The organism is Streptomyces sp. AC558_RSS880 (genome assembly GCF_019049255.1).
GTDB lineage: Bacteria > Actinomycetota > Actinomycetes > Streptomycetales > Streptomycetaceae > Streptomyces.
Genome location: NZ_JAGMUJ010000221.1, coordinates 1 through 388, shown reverse-complemented (window position 1 = coordinate 388; position 388 = coordinate 1). Strand labels below are relative to the sequence as shown.

Annotated in this window: 1 protein-coding gene; it reads left to right on the top strand. The window is 69.1% G+C overall.

Annotated elements, in window-relative coordinates:
• Nucleotides 1–388: acyltransferase domain-containing protein (locus KUM38_RS43960; RefSeq protein ID WP_217133089.1), on the top strand; the 388-nt coding region annotated here is incomplete at both ends.

Sequence of the window (388 nt, the reverse complement as noted above, 5' to 3'; positions counted from 1 at the left end):
TGTTCAGTGGTCAGGGGAGTCAGCGGGTGGGGATGGGGCGGGAGTTGTGTGCTTCGTTCCCGGTGTTCGCGGAGGCTTTCGAGGCGGCGGTGTTCGAGCTGGACCGGCAGTTGACCGGTCATGTGGTGTGTTCGGTGCGCGATGTGGTGTTCGGGGCGGAGGGCACTGAGGGGTTGCTGGACGAGACGGTGTTCACGCAGGCCGGGCTGTTCGCGGTGGAGGTGGCGCTGTTTCGTCTGGTGGAGTCGTTCGGGGTGCGGCCGGAGTTCCTGCTCGGGCACTCGGTGGGTGAGTTGGTGGCGGCGCATGTGGCGGGGGTGTGGTCGCTGGAGGATGCCGCGGCGGTGGTGGCGGCGCGGGGCCGGTTGATGCAGGCGCTGCCGTCGGG